Annotated in this window: 21 protein-coding genes and 1 pseudogene; 13 read left to right on the forward strand and 9 right to left on the reverse strand. The window is 65.7% G+C overall.

What is annotated here, in order from left to right:
* Positions 1–156: 156 nt before the first annotated feature.
* From SAZ01S_RS01555 to SAZ01S_RS01575, 5 genes are all read right to left on the reverse strand, one after another.
* Positions 157–1,212 carry a hypothetical protein gene (locus SAZ01S_RS01555; protein WP_084579386.1) on the reverse strand — a complete coding sequence of 352 codons (1,056 nt, stop codon included), beginning with the start codon at positions 1,210–1,212 and terminating at the stop codon, positions 157–159.
* A 36-nt stretch (positions 1,213–1,248) separates the two neighbouring features.
* Entirely contained in the window at positions 1,249–1,740 is a 492-nt protein-coding gene (locus SAZ01S_RS01560) for a hypothetical protein (protein ID WP_139809891.1), read from the reverse strand.
* A gap of 12 nt (positions 1,741–1,752) precedes the next feature.
* Entirely contained in the window at positions 1,753–4,992 is a 3,240-nt protein-coding gene (locus tag SAZ01S_RS01565) for a LamG domain-containing protein (protein WP_084579390.1), read from the reverse strand.
* 511 nt (positions 4,993–5,503) lie between these two features.
* Positions 5,504–5,938: a zinc-binding dehydrogenase gene (locus SAZ01S_RS01570; RefSeq protein WP_439951204.1), complete on the reverse strand. Its 435-nt coding sequence runs from the start codon at positions 5,936–5,938 to the stop codon at positions 5,504–5,506.
* Between the two features lie 123 nt (positions 5,939–6,061).
* Positions 6,062–7,030, reverse strand: a complete 969-nt coding sequence (locus SAZ01S_RS01575) for a LysR family transcriptional regulator (RefSeq protein WP_084579392.1) — start codon at positions 7,028–7,030, stop codon at positions 6,062–6,064.
* Between the two features lie 109 nt (positions 7,031–7,139).
* Here SAZ01S_RS01575 and SAZ01S_RS01580 point away from each other — a divergent pair, with 109 nt between their 5' ends.
* Genes SAZ01S_RS01580 through pcaD form a run of 11 tightly spaced genes read left to right on the forward strand, consistent with a single transcriptional unit; the run spans position 7,140 to position 16,654 of the window.
* Positions 7,140–8,300 carry a muconate/chloromuconate family cycloisomerase gene (locus SAZ01S_RS01580; protein WP_174596070.1) on the forward strand — a complete coding sequence of 387 codons (1,161 nt, stop codon included), beginning with the start codon at positions 7,140–7,142 and terminating at the stop codon, positions 8,298–8,300.
* A complete protein-coding gene (catC, locus tag SAZ01S_RS01585) occupies positions 8,300–8,590 on the forward strand; it encodes a muconolactone Delta-isomerase (protein ID WP_084579394.1) in 291 nt (96 codons plus the stop codon). The genes SAZ01S_RS01580 and catC overlap by 1 nt, the downstream gene beginning before the upstream one ends.
* Before the next feature lie 53 nt (positions 8,591–8,643).
* Positions 8,644–9,549, forward strand: a complete 906-nt coding sequence (locus SAZ01S_RS01590; RefSeq protein WP_084579396.1) for a dioxygenase family protein — start codon at positions 8,644–8,646, stop codon at positions 9,547–9,549.
* An 11-nt stretch (positions 9,550–9,560) separates the two neighbouring features.
* Positions 9,561–10,949, forward strand: a complete 1,389-nt coding sequence (locus tag SAZ01S_RS01595; RefSeq protein ID WP_084579398.1) for a Rieske 2Fe-2S domain-containing protein — start codon at positions 9,561–9,563, stop codon at positions 10,947–10,949.
* Entirely contained in the window at positions 10,946–11,452 is a 507-nt protein-coding gene (gene benB, locus SAZ01S_RS01600) for a benzoate 1,2-dioxygenase small subunit (protein ID WP_084579400.1), read from the forward strand. The genes SAZ01S_RS01595 and benB overlap by 4 nt, the downstream gene beginning before the upstream one ends.
* A 28-nt stretch (positions 11,453–11,480) precedes the next feature.
* Positions 11,481–12,503, forward strand: a complete 1,023-nt coding sequence (gene benC, locus SAZ01S_RS01605) for a benzoate 1,2-dioxygenase electron transfer component BenC (protein ID WP_084579402.1) — start codon at positions 11,481–11,483, stop codon at positions 12,501–12,503.
* Entirely contained in the window at positions 12,500–13,276 is a 777-nt protein-coding gene (benD, locus tag SAZ01S_RS01610; protein WP_084579403.1) for a benzoate diol dehydrogenase BenD, read from the forward strand. The genes benC and benD overlap by 4 nt, the downstream gene beginning before the upstream one ends.
* Before the next feature lie 9 nt (positions 13,277–13,285).
* Positions 13,286–13,996, forward strand: a complete 711-nt coding sequence (locus tag SAZ01S_RS01615; protein WP_084579405.1) for a CoA transferase subunit A — start codon at positions 13,286–13,288, stop codon at positions 13,994–13,996.
* Entirely contained in the window at positions 13,996–14,670 is a 675-nt protein-coding gene (locus SAZ01S_RS01620) for a 3-oxoacid CoA-transferase subunit B (protein WP_084579407.1), read from the forward strand. The genes SAZ01S_RS01615 and SAZ01S_RS01620 overlap by 1 nt, the downstream gene beginning before the upstream one ends.
* Complete coding sequence (gene pcaF / locus SAZ01S_RS01625) at positions 14,667–15,869, forward strand: 3-oxoadipyl-CoA thiolase (protein ID WP_084579409.1); 1,203 nt, start codon at positions 14,667–14,669, stop codon at positions 15,867–15,869. The genes SAZ01S_RS01620 and pcaF overlap by 4 nt, the downstream gene beginning before the upstream one ends.
* Positions 15,866–16,654, forward strand: coding sequence for a 3-oxoadipate enol-lactonase (gene pcaD / locus SAZ01S_RS01630; protein ID WP_084579411.1), 789 nt, complete (start codon positions 15,866–15,868; stop codon positions 16,652–16,654). Before pcaF ends, pcaD begins: the two co-directional genes overlap by 4 nt.
* Here the strand turns inward: pcaD and SAZ01S_RS24340 are convergent.
* Positions 16,617–17,033, reverse strand: coding sequence for an SRPBCC family protein (locus SAZ01S_RS24340; RefSeq protein ID WP_084579413.1), 417 nt, complete (start codon positions 17,031–17,033; stop codon positions 16,617–16,619). The genes pcaD and SAZ01S_RS24340 overlap by 38 nt on opposite strands.
* Before the next feature lie 146 nt (positions 17,034–17,179).
* Here SAZ01S_RS24340 and SAZ01S_RS24260 point away from each other — a divergent pair.
* Positions 17,180–17,361 (forward strand): annotated as a pseudogene (locus tag SAZ01S_RS24260) (transposase); the annotation flags it as partial.
* Positions 17,362–17,415: 54 nt separating this feature from the next.
* Here the strand turns inward: SAZ01S_RS24260 and SAZ01S_RS01645 are convergent.
* The 3 genes from SAZ01S_RS01645 to SAZ01S_RS01655 form a co-directional block, all read right to left on the reverse strand.
* Positions 17,416–18,282, reverse strand: coding sequence for an alpha/beta hydrolase (locus SAZ01S_RS01645; RefSeq protein ID WP_084579415.1), 867 nt, complete (start codon positions 18,280–18,282; stop codon positions 17,416–17,418).
* A gap of 72 nt (positions 18,283–18,354) precedes the next feature.
* Positions 18,355–18,975: a pyridoxamine 5'-phosphate oxidase family protein gene (locus SAZ01S_RS01650; protein ID WP_084579417.1), complete on the reverse strand. Its 621-nt coding sequence runs from the start codon at positions 18,973–18,975 to the stop codon at positions 18,355–18,357.
* A gap of 35 nt (positions 18,976–19,010) precedes the next feature.
* Entirely contained in the window at positions 19,011–19,478 is a 468-nt protein-coding gene (locus SAZ01S_RS01655) for a cysteine hydrolase family protein (protein WP_084579419.1), read from the reverse strand.
* A gap of 308 nt (positions 19,479–19,786) precedes the next feature.
* On the opposite strand from SAZ01S_RS01655, the gene SAZ01S_RS01660 reads away from it, so the two are divergent.
* Positions 19,787–20,404, forward strand: a complete 618-nt coding sequence (locus SAZ01S_RS01660) for a response regulator (protein ID WP_245824500.1) — start codon at positions 19,787–19,789, stop codon at positions 20,402–20,404.
* Positions 20,405–20,415: the final 11 nt, after the last annotated feature.

Consider the following 20,415-nt stretch of genomic DNA (forward strand, 5'->3'; position numbering starts at 1 on the left):
GACGCCTCCAGCCTATCCCCGTCATCCCGGCGAAAGCCGGGATCCATTCGCCTCTCGGTCTCAGCAAACGCCGATAGCGAGACCGCAATGGACCCCGGCTTTCGCCGGGGTGACGATGTGGAGGACGAAGATAGGTTCTTTCCGGGCAGGTTGGTATTACTCTTCGCCTTCCTTGGCGCCGCTGGTCACGACGATGGTGCATTCACCAATCTGGAAAAGCATGGCTGCGACCGCCATGGTCCCAGTTTCAGTCTCCCGCGCGATCTCGAACGGACCGGCGGCCGACATCTCAACGTCGTCGCTCAGCGACGGGTACTGATAATAGGTCACCGTCAAGGTAGCCCCCACCGGAAACCCTCCCGAAGGCGAAGTCGCGGTGACGACCAGGTTGCCGCTGAAATTCGCCGGCACAATGGCGTCAAAACCCGTGATCTGGTTGCCGTTCACATCAGGGGCCGGCAGCGTCATGTTTTGATTGATCGGGCAGGTCTGGTCCGTGCACTGGGCGTTGACGGCGGTGCCCGTCACGAACCCACGGCCGAGAACACGGAAATGGAAATAGGCGGAAACAGGGTTGATGCTCGCGAAGCTGAAGGTGCGGACCAGTTGCGTCGAAGCGTTCGATTGGTAGCTGATGTTGCGCCAACCCACGGAAGGGTTGTTCTGAACCCAGACCGCAAAAGCTGCGTTCGACGGGAACGTAGCGGGGATCTGGACCGGATGGGCGGCCGTCTGGAGCACGGTGATCAAACAATAGTGCGGTCCGGGCGGAAGGCCGGTGAGGAGGAATGACGGGCTGCTGATGGCGACCCCGCCGGCCGCGATATTGGTGTTGCCCGTGCCGTCCACCAGCGGGAGCAAGCCCACCCCGCCTGCGCTGTTGATCTGGGTCCAGGTCGAGGGCCGCAGAAACAGCGACGCATTGGCGTAGTAGAGGCTGGCCGTGCCCGCGCCCGCCACCGTGTTGAGGTTCTTGGCCCGGACATAGATGTTATTGACGCCGCCGTTGATGATCGACTTGCCCTGATCGGGCCCGCTGTAGGTCGAGTTCGCGGTCGCCCAGGTGAGGGTCCCGTTCTGTACTGGAATGATATCAGGAGACTGGCAGGGATTTCCGGTCGATGGGAAGAGACCCGTGTCGCTGAAATTGTCTCTGACATAGAGGTCGTTGTACATGGTCAAGCTGGCGGTATTGCGGGTCAGGACAAGCATGGCTGGTCTCCTGTGAGCGGCTGGAATGGTTGAGCGCTAGGAAGCGGCGGCGAGAATCTGACCGTCCACGACATCGGCGAACGATCGCACCGACACCGGTTCGTCTCCGATGCTGCGCAGATCGATCAGGACGTTGTGACGGACGAAGAACAGGACACTGATCAGGTCGTCATGGCCGGTGAAGGCAATGTCTCCGATACCGCCGCCGCGCTCTTTGAACCGGGGCAGGCTTACCGCCATCGACATCGACAGAAGTTCGAGCAGGACCTGCAGAGCCTCATCGTGATCTGCGTGTTCCGTCACGCGGATCATGACCCTGTGCTGCGGTCTTCCGGTTTCCTGATAGTAGTCGGCGTAGCCGCCATCCCCGTAGGGAAGGCGTCGCTCCAGAACCCAGGCCCCGATCCCGTCCGCGACGGTCAGGGCCAGCCCTCGCGTGCGGGGTTCGGCCTCTGCGCCGACCCGGCGCGGCCAGGTTTCGAAACCGAAGCGTTTCTTGGCGCCGTCGAGCAAGACGTTGCTTGTCAAGGATCCGCCTCCCTATGCCACCGGCCGACGGCCGGAGTTGGTGTTGAGATTGGGGCCATATGGAATGCATCGAGCTATGCCCGCTGACGTATTTGCGGCGAGGCGTTCCCGGTAGCTGATCGCGGTAAAGGGGGTCGGTATGGGAACGAACGGCGTCGGGCTCGCACCGAGGGTCGAGAATGGCACCTTTACCGGCAATCCCGCCGTATGCGTCCCCGTCCCCCACGGATCGGGGCCCGTGTCGTACTGGAGGCAGGCGTCGTAGAGCGGGTCGGAATAGGATGCGAGCCCGGTCCAGGGCACCTCGTGATAGCTGAACCCGCCGATGCCGTGCGGGAAAGGAACCGCCCAGGTCGTGTACCCGATGGCGAGGATCTGATTGCAGGTGAATCCGGTGGCGGGATCGGCGGTATTGAACATCATCGAGGCGAAGACGTTCGCGCCCAGGACATTGGAGAAGGTGGTGACGATGGTGGCGCAGTCGGTGCAGTTGACCGTCTTGCCGTTCCCGCCGCCCGTGGTGAGATAGTCGAGGAACAGTCCGCACAGGAATCTGGAAACGCCCGCGCTCGGGCCGGTATAGAAGGAGGCGCCGGCGACCAGATCGTACTTCAGGCCAATGCCCGAATTGACCTGGGTGGTGACCTTGCTGAGGACCAGATCGGTGGTCGTTGCCCCCCTGGCCCAGGTGCAAGCGTAGTCGAGCAGGTCGGTCCAGGGCAGTTGCTGGTTGCTGCGCACTGCACCCTGTTGCCAGGGCTGGTTGGGAAGGCTCAGGATCACATAGACCCGGTGACGGGTCGTGGCCATGTTCGCCCACGACCCGTCATCCACCTGATACTGCCATGTCCACGTCACGTCCTGAAGCTGAACGCCGCCGTTCGCCAGGGTATGGTTCGACAGCGGCACGATGAGGGTCGCCGTGGTTCCCTTGAAGGTCACGGCGATGGGATCTATGGCCCCCAGGATGCCGCCGCCGGTCGCCTGGATCTTGACCGTATGGGTCGTCGCGGCGGGAATGTTGACCACGACCTGCACGGTGGGGGTTTTGCCGGCGATACTCGCGATCGCATAGGCGCAGGGCGCATCCTTTGCCGAAACCCGTCCCGGCACCCATTCGGGCACGGGAACGTCCGTGCCGAAATTGCGCCGGATCGTCAGCCCGTCCACCGACGCGCCCGTGGGATCGTAGTCGAAGGCGAGGCTGGCCAGGGCCACCACCGGCAGAGGGTCGCAGGTCGCCGGCTTCTCCAGATAGATTTTCACAAAGGTGACAACGGTCGCCGCAAGCGAGGCGATGACTCTGGCGGTTCCAACGCCGGCCGCGATGAGCAGCATGTTGGCAATGACCCGGATCAGGGTCCAGAAACCGACGTCGATGAGCAGCAGGATCAGCGGCCTCAACAGCCCCGCCGAATACAGCACCCCCAAGATCGTAAAGACGCCCGTAGCCGTCATCCTCACGCCGGAGGCCAGCTGGGCAGCGACGCGAGGTATGGTCAGCGCCCTGCCGATCAGCACGATCGCTTTGTCGCCGAGCGTGCTGCCGACCCCGGTGAAGGCGTCCAGCGCACCTCCGATGATCGTGAAGATCAGACGCACTTTCCACATCGTGCAGTCGTCCATCGCGGCGGCATCCGCCCGGTAGGCGACGTAGGAGCCGCTCGGTCGATGCACGACGATCAGGCGTTCGCCATCGATGACATGGTGCATCACCAGGAACGGCAGAGCCGTCGGCTCCTCGGCCAGTTTGCGACGCGCCTCCATCCAGGCGGCCTCGATCAGCGCCCTGTCTTTCGGGTTGTCGAAGGCTTCGATGTCGCGCGCCATGGCGTCGTCGAAGTCGGCGCAGTGCCTCTTATGCAGATCCGAAAAATCCAATTCCGCCCGAAGCGCCGCCATCATCTCCGGATCGAGCCCCATCGGTGGCGGAGGAGCTTCCTCCCCAACGAGATCCTGTGGAGAGGTGACCGGTGCCGGTCCCAGTTGCCCGGCCAACACCGCGCCCTCCGCAAGGCCGATCGGATGACCGTTAGCCTGGTTGCGGGCGGGCGCATTGGTGAAGACATAGGCCGCCGAGAGATTCGTCGAGGTGACGTCTGGCGGCATGTTCATGTTGGTCAGGATATCGGCCGCGCTCAGCGCCGTGGACCAGACATCAACCTCGCGCAGAAAGCCCTGCAGGGTCGTGGCGCCGGACGGGATGCCCTGGGCGATCGCTGCGCCGATCAGAAGGTCGCTGAACTGGCTGTACAGCGGAATGGGCGGACAGGCCCTGGTGCTGTCCAGAACACCATTTATGTAGAGCGACAAGGTGGTGCCGTCGAATGTTGTCGCGATATTGGTCCAGACCCCCACCTGGACCACGCCGGACGAGGTCAGCACCTGGCCGCTGTCACCGTCGGACCCGCGCTGCGACACGGCGCGGAAGGCGGAGACCGTCGTGTCGTACTGAAGATAAACGGCGACCCCGGTGTCCAGCATGAGGTCGCTGTTGACGAACAGCGCCTGCACCGGGTTGAGCGCGGACGAAACAAAGACCCAGGTCTGAACGGTGTAGGGATCGACCTGTCCGCCGCCGGGGTTGATGGATTTCTCGCCCATCGGCCTGATGAAGCCGACTGTTCCCAGAGAGGCGGCCGGCGACACCTTGATGGCGGCGGCATTGGCCTGAAGGGTGATCGGATAGGCTGAGGGTCCGCGATCCATGGCTGGATTGACGCTGAAATCAAAATCCGCCGCCAGGGTTCCGGCCACAGGCGGGCCGAACATGTTGTTCAGCACGGTGTCCGCGTTCAGCGACGTATTGTATATCCGCAGCCGACGGATGAGGCCCTGGACGCCCTGACCGATCGTGACGGGGTTGGTGCTCGTGGCGACCTGTCCCATGCAGCTTTGGCCGGTATTGAACTTTCCATCGATATAGAGCCGAACCATGGCTCCGTCGAAGGTCATGCAGATGTAGTGCCAGCTATCGTCCTGAAGTTTGTCCTGAGTCGGATCGGACAATACGATCGGCAGATTGTTGAATTGGAAATAGACCGAGGGCCCTTGACTGCCGAAGGCGAACACCCCCGCCTGTCCGATCGCCACGGTATTGGCAGGCAGGCCGTTGAACCGGATCCAGGCATCGACCGACACCGCCGTTGTTGCTGTAAACAGCGCTCCGGCCGCGGCGCTGGTCTGGGCACTGGATAGAGCATCGAGCGCCAGCGCCACATAGCTGCGATCGGTTCGGGGGTCGTTGAGCATGCAAGGACCTCTGGAGCCAGAGAGATGCCGAAATAACTTAAGCGACTATTGAGTTCGGATGAAATTGTTTAACCGACCTAACTGGTTAGGCTACACAGGGACGTCGCACGCGACATCCGATTCTTCATCTGAAATAATATTTTTACATAAATCCCGTCGATCGACAACTTAAAAGAGAAATGACGGGTTGGGATGCCGCCAATATAATTGCATCCGGCATGGAGGTTCCTGGAAATCAACACTGCCAACGTTTGCCGCGCAGCTTCCACTTCGCGGTTTATTTCTACAAATAACAATATTTAGCCGCTTTTTGAGCGCCTCACAAAGCTTAAGTTCTTGCGATATCAATTCCGTAATCGCTAAGCGACCCTTTCGTCGCAATATGTCTTCAATATCGCAGCACTATGTATCGACCCTGGCGTCGGGTGCGCTGGCCGCACTGCGGAAGGTCGCCGTCACCACCACATCCCGCAATTCCGCCAAGCTAGTGCTAAGCTGGCAATCGCGCTGATCACAGCGCTTCCAATACGGTTTTGCCAATGGCGCGGTCGCTTTCCAGCAACGCATGCACCTGCTTCAGGTTGGCCGCATCGATACCCGCCATCCGTTCCCGCAACGTCGTCCGCAGCACGCCCGCGTCGACGAGGTGTGCCACTTCCTCCAGCAGGCGGTGCTGCTCGATCATGTCGGGGGTGTGGAACATCGCGCTGGTGAACATCAACTCCCAGGCAAGGGTGATCGACTTGCGTTTCAGCGGCACGATGTCGAAGTGCGCGGGATTATCGATAAGCGCGATATGCCCCTGCGCCGCGACGATCTTGGGGAACAGCGGCAGGTAGCGGTCCGAGGCGGTGAGGCCGGCGACATAGTTGACTTCCGGATGGCCGATCCGGGCAAGTTCCTCGTCCTGCGGCTTATGGTGGTCGATCACATGATGCACCCCCATCTGCTCCACCCAGGCGATCGTCTCCGGACGTGAGGCGGCGGCGATGACCGTCAGGCCGGTCAGTCAAGGTGTTCTACGAACGGACGATGGCATAGCCGGTCAGCGGTGCTGCCGAGGATATCTTCAGGGTGTTAGAACATCCTGCAAGGCCAGGGCATCTGCGGTCATACCGGCCAGCTTAAGGATCTTCTCGGGCACCCGGTATCCCCACAGGCTGTACATGCGCGCGACGATTTCGGCGAGGAGCGCGAGTTCGGGAGCGGTGTTGTCCGCCCGGTGGCTCATGATGATCGGCGACGTCGCGGGTTCGGCCAGCGCATGGAACGTGACGCCGTCGATCAGCGCCTTGCGCACCGATTCCGGCACGATGCACACCCCTTCCTCCGCAGCCACCAACCCGATCGCGATCTGAAGCTCGCGCGCTTCATGTGCGACGCGCGGCGCCATGCCGCGATCACGGAACAGGCTGAGCACCTGGTCCGCATAGCTGGGGCGGGGCTGGCGCGGATAGAGGATCAGCGGCTCGGACGATAGGTCGTCGAAGGACAGCGGTGTCGTCGCCGTCGCGAATCGATGGGCGGCGGGGACCGCCACCATCAACGGCTCCTCGCGCAGCACGATCCGGCGTACCGCATCGTCCTCGAACCGGACGCGGCCGAAACCGACGTCGATTCGCCCCTCCTTCAGCGCGGCGATCTGATCGAGGCTCACCAGTTCGACAAGCGACAGATCGACATGCGGCGCCATCCTGCGGAATTCGCGGATCAACAACGGCAGCCGCGCATAGATGGTGGACGCGACGAAGCCGATGGCGAGTCGGCGTTGTTCGGCCCGCACCGCACGCGCCACCATGTCGCGCATCTCCCCTACCCGCCCGAGCAGTTGCGTCGCCTGTTCGAAGACCAGCCGCCCGACCGGCGTGAGCCGCAAGGGCCGCGCGGCCCGATCGAACAGCGGGGCGCCGATCTCCGCCTCCAGCTGCTGGATCTGCCGGCTGAGCGGCGGCTGGGCGATGTGCAGCCGCTCTGCCGCGCGGGTGAAGTTCCGCTCCTCGGCCACGGCCACGAAATAGCGGAGCTGGCGCAGGTCCATCATGCAACCATACCTAATGGGTATAGCGCAAAGACTGCAATAGTCTTGGGCATGGACCCGTCGCCCGGCCTAGACGGCGAGGACCGACAGCGCATTGCGGGAAGTCCATGTGAAGGTTGCTCTCCACTCGATCGAAGCCATCCTCGTCGATCTTCCGACGATCCGCCCGCACGTGCTGGCGATGGCGACGATGCATCGCCAGACGATCGTCCTCGTCCGCATCCGGACCGACGACGGCATCGAGGGCATCGGCGAGGGCACGACGATCGGCGGCCTCAGCTATTGCGAGGAGAGTGCCGAGGGTATCAAGCTCGCCATCGATACCTATATCGCACCCTTGCTCGCCACCTGTGACGTGAGCCGCGTGGCGGAGACGATGGGCGCGATCGGCCGGCACGTCGTCGGCAACCACATCGCGAAATGCGCGGTCGAAACGGCCCTGCTCGACGCTGCGGGCAAGCGGCTGGGGGTTCCGGTCTCCACGTTGATCGGCGGCGGCCGAGTGCGCAACAGCATGCCGGTCGCCTGGACCCTGGCGAGCGGCGATACCGCGCGCGACATCGAGGAAGCCGAGGCGATGATCGCCGCGCGCCGTCACAACATCTTCAAGCTCAAGATCGGCAAGCGTGACGTGCGCGCGGATGTGGCGCATGTCGCCGCGATCAAGCGCGCGATCGGCGATCGCGGCAGCGTGCGGGTCGACGTCAACCAGGGCTGGGACGAGACGCAGGCCGATCGGGGCATCGCACTGCTCGCCGATGCAGGATGCGATCTCGTCGAACAGCCCGTGGCCAAGGAAAGGCTGGCGGCGATGGCGCGACTTTCCGCCCGCCACAGCATTCCGTTGATGGCGGACGAGGCGCTGCACGGGCCGCGCTCCGCCTTCAGGATCGCGGCCGATGTCGGTGCGCGCGTGTTTGCGCTGAAGATCGCACAGTCGGGCGGGTTGCTGCCGGCGCGCGAAGTGGCGTCGATCGCCGACGCGGCCGGGATCGGCCTGTATGGCGGCACGATGCTGGAGGCCGGCATTGGCACGGCGGCCTCCGCGCAGTTGTTCGCCACGCTGCCGCACCTGGCCTGGGGTACCGAGCTGTTCGGGCCGCTGCTCCTCACCGAGGAGATTCTCGCCGAACCGCTGGCCTATGCCGATTTCGCCCTGCGCGTCCCCGAGGGACCGGGCCTGGGCGTCGCCATCGATGCCGACAAGCTGGCGCATTTCCGCCGAGACCGCACCGCACCCACGCTTCATATGGTTGGAGGGCACGCCTGATGCTGTTCCAGGTCGAAATGGACGTCGCCATTCCGCTGGGGTTCGACCCCGCCGAGGCACAGCGGCTGAAGGATGCGGAAAAGGCGCGGTTCCAGGAACTGCAGCGGGCCGGCACCTGGCGCCACATTTGGCGGGTGGTCGGTCGCTACGCCAATGTCAGCATCTTCGACGTCGAGAGCAATGCGCAGTTGCACGATCTGCTGATCGGGTTGCCGCTCTACCCCTTCATGACGATCCGCGTGACGGCGCTCTGCCGCCATCCGTCCTCGATGCACGCCGACGATCGCTGACCCCGCGCCAACCAACGACAGGCGCCCGCGCGCCGCACGACAAGGAGAGAGCAATGGACGCAAGTTTCGTCAACACCCCCGAGGTGCAGGCGCTGTTCGAAACGGCAGCGGGCACCGGCAGTGCGGAGGGTTCGCCGCGCGTGAAGGCGATCGTGCGCGATATCCTCCAGGCAGCGGGCACGATCATCGCGCGGCACGACGTGAGCGAAAGCGAATTCTGGAGCGCGGTTCGCTACCTGCAGCAGGGTGCCGACGAATTCGGTCTGATCGTTGCCGGCATCGGGCTCGAACATTTCCTCGACCTCTACATGGACGCCAAGGATGCCGAGGCGGGGCTGACCGGCGGCACGCCGCGGACGATCGAGGGGCCGCTATACGTCGCCGGCGCGCCGCTGGTGGAGGGCGATGTCGACCTGAGCAAGGATCCGGACGATACCGGCGCGCTCTACATGCGCGGCATCGTCACCGGACCCGATGGCGAGCCGGTGCCCGGCGTGATCCTGCACGTCTGGCACGCGAACTCGAAGGGCTGGTATTCGCATTTCGACCCGACCGGCGAGCAGACCCCGTTCAACAATCGCGCGCGCATCAAGCTGGGGCCGGACGGTCGCTACAGCTTCCACTCGCGGATGCCGAACGGTTACAGCGTGCCGCCGGGCGGCGCGACCGACGTGCTGATGCGGGCGCTGGGGCGCCACGGCAATCGCCCCGCCCATGTCCATTTCTTCGTCGAGGCACCCGGCTATCGCACGCTGACGACGCAGATCAATTTCGGCGACGATCCGTTCGCCCGGGATGACTTCGCCTTCGGCACCCGCGAGGGGCTGCTGCCGGTGCCGCAGCGTCAGGGCGACAGCGCCTATATCGCCTTCGATTTCCAGCTCCAGCGCGCGGCCGGCGCCGAGGACGAGCAGCTTTCCGCCCGCCACCGCGCCGCGGCCGATCCCGTCCTGGCGTGAAAGGAACGATCATGGCTTCGACTCTTGCCGAGCGCATCGCAGGCGCCGTCATCGACGATCCCGAAGCGGGCGTGTTCCGCTGCCGGCGCGACGTCTTCACCGATCCTGCCATGTTCGATCTGGAGATGCAGCACCTCTTCGAAGGCAATTGGGTGTATCTGGCCCATGAAAGCCAGATCCCGGAGCCGAACGATTATTTCACCACCTGGATCGGGCGCACGCCGGTCGTCCTGACGCGTGACAAGGCCGGGGAACTGCACGCCTTCATCAATGCCTGCGCGCATCGCGGCACGACGCTGTGCCGCCGCAAGCACGGCAACAAGGGCAGTTTCACGTGCCCGTTCCACGGCTGGACGTTCAGCAATGACGGCCGGCTGCTCAAGGTGAAGGACGGCAAGAGCGGCGGCTATCCGGATGCGTTCGACACCGACGGTTCGCATGACCTGACGCGTGTCGCCCGCTTCGAAAGCTATCGCGGCTTCCTGTTCGGCAGCCTGCGTGCGGAGGTGCAGCCGCTGGCGGAGCATCTCGGCGCGACGCGCACGATCATCGACCAGATCGTCGACCAGGCGCCGGACGGGATCGAAGTGCTGCGCGGCAGTTCGACCTATGTCTATGACGCCAACTGGAAGCTCCAGATCGAGAACGGCGCCGACGGCTATCACGTCAGCACGGTTCACTGGAACTATGCCGCGACGACGGCGCACCGCAATCGCGATGCGGCTGGCACCCGCACCGTCGATGCCAATGGCTGGTCGAAGAGCGTCGGCGGCGTCTATGGCTTCGACAACGGCCATATCCTGTTGTGGACGCGGCTGCTGAACCCGGAAGTGCGGCCGGTCCATGCCCATCGCGACGCGCTCGCCGCGCGCCTGGGCGAGGAACGCGCGGGCTTCATCGTCGAGCAGACCCGCAATCTGTGCCTTTACCCCAATCTCTATCTGATGGACCAGTTCTCCACGCAAATCCGGGTGGTGCGCCCGATCGCCGTCGATCGCACCGAGGTGACGATCTATTGCTTCGCGCCCAAGGGCGAGAGCGATGCCGAACGCGCGCTGCGGCTGCGCCAATATGAGGATTTCTTCAACGTCAGCGGGATGGGCACGCCCGACGACCTCGAGGAATTCCGTGCCTGCCAGACCGCCTATACCGGTGCGGGCAGCTTGTGGAACGACCTGAGCCGCGGCGCCACCCGCTGGATCGACGGTCCGGACGACAATGCGCGTGCGATGGGTCTCGCGCCGATCCTGAGCGGCGAGCGCAGCGAGGACGAAGGCCTGTTCGTGCGGCAGCACGAATATTGGGCGCAGGCGCTCCTCACTGCGATCGCGGCCGAGGGCGGTGGGGGCGATGGCGGGGCGGCCCTGCCCTCCACCGCCGGGCTGAGGGCTGCGGCATGACCACGCTGCTCGAACGCCCGATCGCCCGCGAGGACGTGCTCGCCTTTCTCCACCGCGAGGCGCGGCTGCTCGACGATCGCGAATGGGACGCCTGGCTCACATGCTATGCGCCCGAAGCGACCTTCTGGATGCCGGCCTGGGACGACGACGATCGCCTGGTGGAGGATCCGCAGCGCCACGTGTCGCTGATCTATTATCCCAATCGCCAGGGGTTGGAGGATCGCGTCTTCCGCATCAAGACCGAGCGATCGGGCGCCAGCACGCCCGAACCGCGCACCTGCCACATGATCGCCAATGTCGAACTGCTGGCCGAGCGGGAGGGCGCGGTCGATCTTCGCTTCAACTGGCACACGCTCAGCCATCGCTATGGCGCGACGAGCCAGTTTTTCGGCACCTCCTTCTACACGCTCGACCTGCGCGGCGAGGCGCCCGTCATCACCGCCAAGAAAGTGGTGCTGAAGAACGATTATATTCACCAGGTCGTGGACATTTATCACCTGTGATCCGCGACGCTGGCCCGGAGAGGCTGGAATGACCCATCGCATCGCGCTCACCTTCGAGGATGGCGCCACCCGCATCATCACCTGCAATCCCGGCGAGACCGTGCTCGATGCGGCCTATCGGCAGCAGGTCAACCTGCCGATGGACTGTTCGGATGGGGTCTGCGGCACCTGCAAGTGCCGCTGCGAACAAGGCAGCTATGATCTGGGCGACGACTATATCGACGACGCGCTGAGTGCGGACGAGGCGGGCGAGGGCCTGGTTTTGACCTGCCAGATGGTGCCCGCATCGGACTGCATCGTCGCGGTGCCGGTGCCGTCGCAGGCCTGCAAGCTGGCGCCGGCGACGCACGAGGCGACGGTGATCGCGGCAGAGCTGGTTTCGGAAAGCACCATCCTGCTGCGCCTCGCGCTCGACCAGCCCGAGGCGCTGGCCTTCCTGCCGGGCCAATATGTCAACCTGTCCGTGCCCGGCACCGGCGAATCCCGTTCCTATTCGTTCAGTTCCAAGCCCGGGGCGGCCGAAGCCCGCTTCCTGATCCGTAACGTGCCCGGCGGACGGATGAGCCGGTGGCTGGTGGAAACGGCGCAGCCCGGTGATCGGCTGTCGATGGTGGGGCCGCAAGGCAGCTTCTTCCTGCGCGAGGTGACGCGGCCGGTGTTGCTGCTCGCCGGCGGCACCGGGCTGGCGCCGATCCTGTCGATGCTGGAGGTGCTGGCCGACCAGGGCTGCAGCGCGCCCGTTCATCTGATCTACGGCGTCACCCAGGATCGTGACCTGGTGGAAACCGATCGGCTGGAAGCGCTGGCCGCGCGGTTGCCGGGCTTCGTCTGGAGCGCGTGCGTCAGCAATCCCGATGCCGGCCACCCGCACAAGGGCTATGTGACCGACCATCTCGACACCGTTCCGTTCGATCTGGGACAGTGCGACCTCTACCTCTGCGGCCCGCCGCCGATGGTCGAGGCGGTGCGCGCCACGCTGCGCGATCGGGGGCTAGCGCCGGTCCATTTCCATTACGAGAAGTTCGCGCCCACCGAGATGGTGGCGGCGTGACGGCGCGGGCGCGCTTTGCCGGCAAGGTGCTGGTGGTGACCGGCGCCGCCCAGGGCATCGGCCGCGGCGTCGCCGAGGGCGCAGCCGCGGAAGGCGGGCGCGTGCTGTTCGTCGACCGCGCGCCGTTCGTCGACGAGGTCGCCGCCGCTGCCGACGGCGAAACCGCCGGCTTCGTCGCCGATCTGGAAAGCCCTGCGGGCGCGTCCGCCGCCATGGCTGCGGCGATCGCCCGGTTCGGCGGCTTCGACATCCTCATCAACGGCGTCGGCGGCGCGATCCGCATGCGTCCCTTCGATGCGTTCGAACCCGCGCAGATCGAGGCGGAAATCCGCCGTTCGCTGATGCCGACGCTGTGGTGCTGCCACGCGGCGCTGCCGCATTTCCTCGCGCGCGGCGGCGGCACCATCGTCAACATCTCGTCCAATGCCACGCGGGGCATTTACCGCGTGCCGTATTCGGCCGCCAAAGGCGGGGTGAACGCGCTCACCCAGAGCCTGGCGATGGAATATGCCGGGCGCAACATCCGCGTCGTCGCCACCGCGCCGGGGGGGACCGAGGCGCCGCCGCGCCGGGTGCCGCGCAACCCCGAGGGCGAAACCGCGCAGGAGCGCGCCTGGATGGCCGAGGTGGTCGACCAGGTGACGCACTCGGCCCTGCTCAAGCGCTATGGCACGATCGCGGAGCAGGTCGCGCCGATCCTGTTCCTCGCCTCGGACGAAGCCGCATACATCACTGGAACGGTGCTGCCCGTCGCGGGCGGCGACCTCGGATAACGGACGGACATGACCAGCAAAATCTATGAGAGCCCGGCCGCCGCCCTGGAGGGGCTGCTGTTCGACGGCATGACGATCATGTCGGGCGGCTTCGGCCTGTCGGGCAATCCCGAGAGCCTGATCCCCGTCATCCGCGCCTCGGGTGTCCGGCAACTGACGGTCATCTCCAACAATGCCGGCGCCGACGGGTTCGGCCTGTGGATGCTGCTGGAGAGCCGGCAGGTGGGCAAGATGATCTCGTCCTATGTCGGCGAGAACAAGCTGTTCGAGCAGCAATATCTGTCGGGCGAACTCGAGCTCGAACTGAACCCGCAGGGCACGCTGGCCGAGCGGATCCGCGCCGGCGGCGCGGGCATCCCCGCCTTCTACACCCGCACCGGCGTCGGCACCGTCGTCGCCGAAGGCAAGCCGGTCGAAACGTTCGAGGGGGAAGACTATGTGCGCGAGACCTGGCTCCGCGCCGATCTGTCGATCGTCAAGGCGTGGCGCGCCGATCCGGCCGGCAACCTGATGTTCCGCAAGACCGCCCGCAACTTCAATCCGAACATGGCGACGGCCGGCCGGGTGACGGTCGCCGAGGTGGAGGAGATCGTGCCCGAAGGCAGCTTCGATCCCGATTGCATCCACACCCCCGGCATTTACGTCGACCGGATCGTGCGTGCGACGATCAATGAAAAGCGGATCGAGAAACTGACGACGCGCGAAAGGGAGGCTGGCTGATGGACGCCGAAGCGAAAGGCTGGACCCGCGACGCGATGGCGGCGCGCGCCGCACGCGAGCTGCAGGACGGCTATTACGTCAATCTCGGGATCGGCATCCCGACGCTGGTCGCCAATCATGTGCCCGCCGGCATCACCGTGACGCTGCAGAGCGAGAACGGCATGCTCGGCATCGGCCCCTTCCCCTATGCCGGCGAACAGGATCCCGACCTGATCAACGCGGGCAAGCAGACGGTGACCGCGCTGCCCACCTCGAGCTTCTTCTCCTCGGCCGACAGCTTCGCGATGATCCGCGGCGGGCATATCGACATGGCCGTGCTCGGCGCGATGGAAGTTGCCGCCAATGGCGACCTCGCCAATTGGACGATCCCGGGCAAGATGGTGAAGGGGATGGGCGGGGCGATGGACCTGGTCGCCGGTGTTCGCCGCGTCGTGGTGGTGATGGACCATGTCGCGAAGGACGGCACGCCGAAGATCCTCGAGCGCTGCACCCTGCCGCTGACCGGTCGTGCCTGTGTCGACCTGATCGTCACCGATCTGGGCGTGATCGCCGTCGACCGGCGAGAGGGCGGGCTGACCCTGATCGAAGCCGCGCCGGGCATCACCATCGAGGAGATCGTCGCGAAGACCGGCGCCCCTCTCCAGATCGCGCTCGATGCGGAGGCGGCGCTGTGAGCGCGGCCTATCTCTGCGACGCGGTCCGTACGCCGATCGGCCGCTATGCCGGTGCGCTGTCGTCGGTTCGCGCCGATGACCTTGCCGCCGTGCCGATCGCTGCACTGGTCGAGGGCGGCGCCTTCGATCCGGCGGCGATCGATGACGTGATCCTGGGCTGCGCCAACCAGGCGGGGGAGGACAATCGCAACGTCGCGCGCATGGCCGCGCTCCTCGCCGGGCTGCCCGAAACCGTGGGCGGCAGCACGATCAACCGGCTGTGCGCCTCCGGCCTGGATGCGGTGGGCACCGCCGCCCGGGCGATCCGCGCCGGCGACGCTGATCTGCTGATTGCAGGCGGGGTCGAGAGCATGAGCCGCGCGCCCTTCGTGCTCGCCAAGGCCGAAAGCGGCTTTTCCCGCCAGGCCGAGATTCACGACACGACGATCGGCTGGCGCTTCGTCAATCGGCGGATGCAGGCATTGTACGGCGTCGATTCGATGCCGGAGACGGGCGAGAACGTCGCCACCGATTTCGGCATTGCACGGGCGGATCAGGATCTATTCGCGCTGCGCAGCCAGCAGCGGGCCGCCGCGGCCCAGGCCGAAGGCTATTTCGCCGAAGAGATCGTGCCGGTGACGATCACCGATCGCAAGGGGCGCGAGACGCGCGTCGACCGCGACGAGCACCCCCGCGCCGACACGACGCTGGAGACGCTCGCCAAGCTGCGGCCGGTGGTCCGCGCCGACGGGACGGTGACGGCGGGCAATGCCTCGGGCGTGAACGACGGCGCGGCGGCGATGATCGTCGCCAGCGAAGCGGCGGTGCGGGATCACGGCCTGGTGCCCCGCGCACGCATTCTGGGCATGGCGAGCGCTGGCGTCCCACCGCGGATCATGGGCATCGGCCCGATCCCCGCGACGCAGAAGCTCCTCGCCCGGCTTGGCCTGTCGTTGGCGGCGATCGACGCGATCGAGCTGAACGAAGCCTTCGCCTCGCAGGGGCTGGCGGTGTTGCGCGGGCTGGGGCTGGCCGACGACGATCCCCGCGTCAATCCGAACGGCGGCGCCATCGCGCTGGGCCATCCGCTTGGCATGTCGGGCGCGCGCAACGCGATGACGCTGGTGCATCAGCTCGAAAAGACGGGCGGACGGCTGGGGCTGGCGACGCTTTGCGTCGGCGTCGGCCAGGGGCTGGCGCTCGCGGTGGAGCGGCTATGAACGTGCATCGTCTCACCCTGGGCGACGGCTGTCGCCTCGCCGTGGCGTGCGACGGCGATCCTGCCGCGCCGCCGCTGATCCTGTCCAATTCGCTCGGCACCGATCGCGCGATGTGGGCGCCGCAAGTGGCGCCGCTGGCGCGGCAGTTTCGGGTGATCCGCTATGACACGCGCGGGCATGGCGCTTCGGATGCGCCCGCCGGGGCGTATGGCCTCGACCGGCTGGGTCGCGACGTGCTCGAACTCGCCGACGCGCTGGGGCTCGACCGGTTCGCCTTTTGCGGGCTCTCGCTCGGCGGGATGACCGGGCAGTGGCTCGGCGTGCAGGCGCCGGCGCGGCTGACCCGGCTCGTCATCGCCAACAGCGCGCCGTATATGGGCCCGCCCTCGGGATGGGACGCGCGGATCGGCGTGGTGCGCGGCCAGGGCATGGCGGCGATCGCGGAGGCGGTGGTCGAGCGCTGGTTCACCCCCGGCTTCCGCGCAGATCCAGCGAATACCGCACCGACCCTGGCCACCCTGCTGGCGACCGATCCGCAGGGTTATGCCGGCTGCTGCGCGGCGATCCGCGACATGGACCTCCGCCCGCTGCTGGGATTGATCCAGACGCCGACGCTGGTGATCGGCGGGGCGCAGGACCCGGCAACGCCGCCGGAGCAGACCGCGGCACTGGTCGAGGGGATCGCCGGCGCTAGCTGCGTGATGCTGGAGGCGGCGCACCTGTCGAACCTCGAGCAGCCAGCAGCGTTCACGACGGCGCTGCTCGGTCACCTCCGGCAGGGGTAAAGGGCGCGCGGTCGGCGCGCCGCATCGACCGGCCCGGCCGGCTGCCAAGGACGAAGAAGGGGCGCAGGAACCGCATGGTTCCCGCCCCCTTTCCCCGCGCGACACTGCTGCTCGTGCCGATTGCGTGGGCGCCGATGGTGAAGTGCTTGGCAGCGCCTCTTCCTCCCACGCCATCCTCCACCCAGTCGATCGACCCGGCCACTTCGATGACCGAGGTTGCGTCGGGATCGCGCACGGTGCCCTGCTGTACCAGTTCGGTGGCTTCGGTGTCTTCCATCGAGATATAGCCCGCCGCGCCGACCAGATTGGCCTGCTTGAGCCCCAAGGCGCGCAGCGCCAGGATGATGCTGGAGGGCGGTAGCGTCGCGGTGACCAGCAACGATGACGTGACAAGCAACCGCCAGGTACGCGAGATGGAGTGCCAACCCGGCCGCAAGACGCTCGAGGTCGAGATCCTCAAGGGGGCGCTGGACCGGTCGCGCCCAAAAAAACGACCTTGCTCATGCGCTCGCCGCTGCCGGAGGATTTCTGCGGAGCCTGGCCCGGCGGGACCTGCGCGGTGTTAAGCTCGTCATCTCGGATGCGCACGAAGGCACCAAGGCGGCCGCCTCGCGCGTGTTCAGCGCGACCTGGCAGCGAGGCCGCGTCCACTTCGCCCGTAACGCCTGGCGCACGCCGGCAAAAGCGGTCGCCGTGTGGTCCCGGCCTCTTCCCGACGAGGGTGCCATTACCGCGATCGGGCCGATCTGCGCATCCTCTGCTCACGTACTGCCTGAGGCACCCGGCAGGCGCTGCTCGATCCATGCAGTCATCGCTCCGAGAACAGCTTCTTTGTTGAAATCTGCGAGAAGATCGTGAAACGCGCCGTCGTAGAGCGCCAGCCTTTTGTCTTTGGAGGCGGCGGCCTCACAGAAAAGCCGGCTGCCGCTAGGCAGCGTCACCCTGTCGGCGGTACCGTGCACGATGAAAACAGGTGTGGTGAATTGGGCGAATTCCCGTTCGAGCCGCTCCCCCGCCCGGATCAGCGCAGCCAAGGTGCTAGCCGGCTGCTTCTCCCCGGTGGTCAGGGGGTCCGCGTTCAGGAGACCAACTCTACTGGGATCGCGCGAAAAATCCTCGTTCTTCAGCCGTAAGATGCGCGCGCGGGGAAAGACGCGGCTGAACAGCTTGAGACCGGTCAACATAAAGTCGGGCGCAGGCAGTTTGAAGGCGAAGCTCTCACAAATCAGCCCATGCAGGCGGAACGGGTGCTCGATGGCGTAGAGACAAGCCGCCACGCCGCCGGCACTATGCCCCAGCAGGTACAATGGAAGATCATGTTCGCGTCGCGTAGCCAGCTCGACCATCGCAGCGATATCAGCGACATACTCGTCAAACCGTTCCACCGTGAAGCGCGGCCCACTCGATCGGCCGCGCCCGCGGAGGTCCACCGCGTAGACCACGTGACCCGCAGCCACGAGCTGCTCCGCCACCCATTGATAGTGGCCGCCATGCGCATTGAACCCGTGGCAAATGGCAACGATCGCGCGCGGGGATGACGTGGGGCGCCAGCTACGGACGAAAATCGACACGCGGTCGACGGCGAGCGTACTCTCTTCAGGGTCTACGCGGGAGGCGCTCGCGGTCATGGTCCAGTTCCTTCAGGCGAGAATCGTCAAAGGAAGGATGCCCCTCCAAAGCACAGTCCGACGCGGTGTCTGTCACGGCTCCGCCAGTTGCTGGCGCAGCTCGGCATTTTCACGCTCCAGGGCGGTCAGGCGGTCGTGCAGCGGCTGGACGGCTGTCGCGATTTCGCGCTCGCTGAACCGCGGCACGATGTGTTGCGGGCAGTTCCAATCGAAGGCGACCAGCCGCAGCCGGAAAATCCGTTCGATCGACGCGCCATATTCGCCATCCGTCACGCGCTCGGTGAGCGCGCGATCGGACTCGGGCGCGAGCGTCTCGACCTGCACGTACATCTTCAACCTTGCGCGCCGGACATAGTCCATCAGGATCAGGCACGCCCGGCCGCTCGTCCGGAAATTACCGGTGCTGATATATTGGCGGTTCCCCCGGTAATCGGCGAAGGCGAGCGTCTGCGGATCGAGCATTTTCAGGAAGCCGGCCGGGCCACCGCGATGTTGCACATAGGGCCAACCGGTCTCCGATACCGACGCGATGTAGAAACTGTCGCGTTGCGCGAGGAAGGCGGCTTCGTCCGGGGTGAAACGATCGGACGCGCGGTGGCTCTTGAAACGAGTCCAGCGCTCGCCCACGCCCATCTCGGCCTGCACGGCGGCCACGCCCGGCGTGCGGGCCACGTCCATGAAGCCATAGGGCATTGCGTCCCCTCCTTCCGATTCAGCCAGCGGCTTGCCTAGACTGCTGCCGCGCGCGGCGCCTGCCGGGCGCGGACATAGCTCTCGATAACCGCTGCATGATTGGGGGCAGCGAGGCCATAGAGCATGGCCAGCTTGCCGGCTTCGGGGCGCACCCAGGTGCGATGGAGCTCGGAAAGCGGCGCGTTGGGTGATGTCGGCTTCACCCCGCCCTTGCGCGGCACATAGACGGCGTGCGGGGCGTGGAGGGCGATCTCCGGGATCAGCGGGCCGTTGGAGCCGGCCGGTTCCGAAGCCGTTGTGATGACAGGGATCTGCAGCAGCGAGGCGAGCCGGGCGATCATCTCTACGTTGCGGCGCAGGTCGGCGACGGGAATGTCCTTCACCGTCTGGAACAGCCCCGACTGGTGATCGAGCAGCAGGATCACCGTATCGGCCGGGTCCATCAACATGGCGCCGCCGCCGCTGGCAAGAATACTGGTCTTGGGGACGGGCGAAGACCGCATGACGGTTATCCTGTGGCTTTGCCCCTGCGCGCCGGCAGCGGCATGGGACGCTTGTATTCGATGTGCACAGGCATTGTACGCGAGATCGGCGCGGCGCCTCGGTCAGCTGTGGTAAGCGGCGGTTAAGCGCAGGCATTGCCCGGCCGGTTCGGCGAACCGAGGCAAGCTCCCCGCGCCGTTCCCGGGAACAAGGTTGGCGCGCAACCGTGGAAATTTCTCGCGGGATCGCTAGGATGGTCCATTGCGGACTGCAGGGACGGCGGCGACTTCCATGGAATGGGGGGGACGCCGCTAGGGATCGGGGAAGCGTGACGATACGGGTGCTGACGGTCGACGATCACGCAACGGTCCGCGACGGCGTGGCCGCACTGATCGCGCGCCAGCCCGACATGGAGATTGCCGGCGAAGCGGCGAACGGCACCGAGGGCATTGCCATGTTCCGCGCGCTCGCCCCGGACGTGACCCTGATGGACCTCCAGATGCCGGACATGGGCGGGGTCGATGCCATCGCCGCGATCCTGGCGCTGAACCCCAAGGCGCGGATCCTGGTGCTCACCACCTATTCGGGAGATGCGCAAGCGATCCGCGCGATTCGTGCGGGCGCGGCGGGCTATCTGCTGAAGAGCTGCCTGCGCACCGAATTGCTGGACGCGATCCGCACCGTCCATGCCGGCCGCCGCGCGATGAGCCCCGAAATCAGCCATGCCGTGGCCGAACATGCGCTCGACGATCCGCTGACCGACCGCGAGATGGCGATCCTCGGCATGGTCGCCGAGGGGCATCCCAACAAGCAGATCGCCCGCAACCTCGATGTCTCGCCGGACACGATCAAGTCCCACCTCAAGAACATCTTCGCCAAGCTGGGGGTGGACGATCGCACCCATGCCGTCACCGTCGCGATCCGGCGCGGCTTCTTCCGTCGCTGACCTCCGGCGCG

It is taken from the genome of Sphingomonas azotifigens NBRC 15497 (assembly GCF_002091475.1).
Lineage (GTDB): Bacteria > Pseudomonadota > Alphaproteobacteria > Sphingomonadales > Sphingomonadaceae > Sphingomonas > Sphingomonas azotifigens.